The following is a 2,867-nucleotide window of genomic DNA, read 5'->3' as shown; positions in this document are numbered from 1 at the left end:
GGACAAATTTCAGTGCCCGCCAGCCCAGGAATTCCCTGTCCGTATGCGGGGTGGTCGTCACTTCCGGCCCAGACGGCACCGCCGCCAGGGCAGGGCATCACCTGGAACGCCAGGCCGTCACGCTGGGCCCGCAGGTGGCGCCCGTCATCCTCGACCACTTCCCAGCCCGCCGCTGGCAGCGCTGCACGATAGTGCTGCAACACATCGACGTCTCCCGAGAGCACAAACCAGCGGGTACAGCCGCCCACACCACTCACGCCGCCACCGCTGTAAAGGCCGATGTGTTCGATGGAATCGAACGCCCGCTGGGACTCGCGGTCTGCACTGGCCATGGGCTCATCCGTACCCTCGGTCACGCACTGCGGAGAGGAGTCGTACTTCCCGGTCTTCTGCCCCAGGGCCAAGGGGGTGACAGCGAGCATCACGAGCAGCATGAGGACCGGGATGGCCACGGCCGTCAGTCGCATCCACAGTCGTGGCGAGAGGACCAAACCGACCACGGCAACCACCGCGACCAGACCGAGCGCCATTCCGGAAGGACCTGCCGTCAAGGCCCAGGTGAGTCCTTCGAACGCGGTATCGGCAACACGGCCGTACACCGCCATGAAACCGTGGTGGACCAGCACGGCCAGCAGTGCCAGTCCTGCCTCGACGGCGAGCAGCACCGTAACGGAGACAGCTCGGCCGGTCATGGGCATGGCTCATTGTAGGTTCGGCCTGACCTGCTGTACATGGTCGAAGCTCGCAGCGCCCTCGACCGATGTACACCACCCCCAAGGGCAATTCCTGGCACTACATCTGGGATTGGGACGGTGAGCGCTACTCCATGACCCCCGAGGTCGCTCGGCTCTTTGGCACGGCCGCCGGTAACTGACAGCAACGAACCTTCCCACCGAGGGCAGCGAGCTGACCTACCTGCACGGCGTTCCGCACCACCGGACCCTACCCGGCGGCCCTCCAGTCCAGGTGGGCGGCCACAGCAGCTGACTGGTCCCCTCCAACCACTGGCGGCTTAGGCCCTGCCCCTCGGTCGTTGCCATTCTGGACCGCCGCCGACTTCAGCACCGCAACCACCGAGTTGCGGCTGCCGGTGGGGCGCGCCTAGCGGAATTATCGGCCCGTCTGTCTGTGCCGCACGTTACTGACCTCGCCCTCTGCAGGGAGCGCCGTGTCAACGACACTCCCTGACGAGATCTGCCGCTTGACCTGCTCAAGCTCTTCTTTGAGCAGGTCAACGGTGGCGCGGTATTTTTCAAAGTCCGCCGCTCGGCGTCGAGCCACGGCGTAACTGACGACGGCGGCGACAATGGCGAGCGGGAACGAGAGGAGCAGGGCCCAGCCGGACACGGCAAGGAAGTCCAGCGCTATGGGAAGTGCCTGCTTGAATGCCAGGAACTCGTTCACGCCACCGACCACCCCGTTCAGCGCGGAGTCCAGGGGGCCCAGATACTGGCCCACGATTGGCGTCCCGGAGAACGACGGGACGGTCAGCGGCGGTTCCCCTCCTGCGGACCATCGGGAATCACGGAATTGGCTCAGGACATAGATCCCGGCACCCGCGTTGAGGGCCGCAAAGAGCAGGACGGAACCAAGCGCCGTCCAATGAAACCTGCGCGGACGCCAGAGGCCGGCCACCAGCGCGAAGACGGCGGCAGCAATCCAGGGAAAGAAGCGGAGTTCGTCGCGGCTCAAGCCACCCAGCAGATCCAATGAATTCCTCGCTCCTTGCCGCCGAAGCCATGCATGCCCCGGTCCCAGGCGAGCCTATCCCAGTCGCACCGGGCATTCCGCGGCAGATGTATAACTGTCGTGCCGGCTGGAGTCCAGGGCGTCGAACTTCTCCTGCCATAGTGCTAGCTCGAGGTCCACAGACTGCCGGCCTTGCGGTAGCCCCGGGCCGCCACTGATCATCCAGGATGACCTGTTGGGGCTTCAGAGTCGATCACCCTCCTGCCCCTAACGTCGCAACTGACGGACGCCCCACTGCTGAGGCTGACGGTTGAACCCGGCCAACTCACTGGCTTGGAGCGCGTAAGTCAGATCATGGTGGACAAGCTAACCACCGCCTTGGGCCCTTGTCGGGAGGCAGCCGACGACGTGCGGGGGTGCGACAGGCTCAACCACCGCGGCCGGGCTCGACAGGCTCAACCACCGATCAGTCCCGCCAAACCGTCCCGAATCTCAAAGGAAGCCTTCGTCGACACGGGGGATCCCGGCGTCGTGACGTAGTCCAGGACCCGGAAGTCAGCGGTCATCGCCTCTTTCGTGATGCGGGTGTTCACGTAGCCGCGGTTGTCGTTGTAGAACTTCAGGTGCGGGTTCCAGGCCATGGTCGGGTCGGTGGTTGAGCCGGTGCCGTTGCCGGTGGAGGTGATGGATGTGCAGACAAGTTCGGAGCCGACGGGGGAGGCGGGATCCTTGTAGTCCACCTTGATGTCGTTGGCCCAGTTGCGGCGGCGCGATGCGGCGTACACGTCCCACCCGTCCATGGAGACGTCGTCGATCTCCGGGGCCTGGTTGCGGTCCTTTTCGGCGAAGACTATCTGCTGGCCCAGGATCTCCCAGCGCTGGGTGGAGTTCTTGAAGCCGTCCAGCAGCCATTTCTCCTGTTCCGCGCCGGTGATGGTGCGGTCCGCGGCGAGGTGCTCTTAGGCAAGATGTTCGTGCCGGACCATAATGTTCGACAATCAGTCCGCTGAGGTCTAATATCTGGAACCTCGCCGTTATCATTTGTATGGCACACGGTAAGTGCAGCTTCTATTAATGCTCGGTAATCACTTATGGCTGCTCCCGCGGTAAGAGGCATCCTTCGTACGAAAGAACAGTGCAGATGTCCACACCGCCGTATTTCCTTAAAGCCGCGACAT

Annotated in this window: 2 protein-coding genes and 2 pseudogenes; 1 reads left to right on the top strand and 3 read right to left on the bottom strand. The window is 63.8% G+C overall.

Going from position 1 to position 2,867, the window contains the following annotated elements:
- Window positions 1-692 (bottom strand): hypothetical protein (locus V6M49_RS04785; protein WP_332760304.1); only part of this gene is annotated, 692 nt, incomplete at its 3' end.
- A gap of 233 nt (window positions 693-925) precedes the next feature.
- Between V6M49_RS04785 and V6M49_RS04780 the strand changes: the two are divergent.
- Window positions 926-1,105 (top strand): annotated as a pseudogene (locus tag V6M49_RS04780) (AraC family transcriptional regulator); the annotation flags it as partial.
- A gap of 5 nt (window positions 1,106-1,110) precedes the next feature.
- On the opposite strand, the gene V6M49_RS04775 reads toward V6M49_RS04780, so the two are convergent.
- Window positions 1,111-1,710, bottom strand: coding sequence for a hypothetical protein (locus tag V6M49_RS04775; RefSeq protein WP_332760303.1), 600 nt, complete (start codon window positions 1,708-1,710; stop codon window positions 1,111-1,113).
- 434 nt (window positions 1,711-2,144) lie between these two features.
- Window positions 2,145-2,648, bottom strand: a pseudogene (locus tag V6M49_RS04770) (alkaline phosphatase D family protein); the annotation flags it as partial.
- Window positions 2,649-2,867 lie beyond the last annotated feature (219 nt).

It is taken from the genome of Pseudarthrobacter sp. (genome assembly GCF_036675385.1).
Classification (GTDB): domain Bacteria; phylum Actinomycetota; class Actinomycetes; order Actinomycetales; family Micrococcaceae; genus Arthrobacter.
Note: the sequence above shows the minus strand (reverse complement) of the source record. Positions and strands in the feature narration are given on the sequence as shown.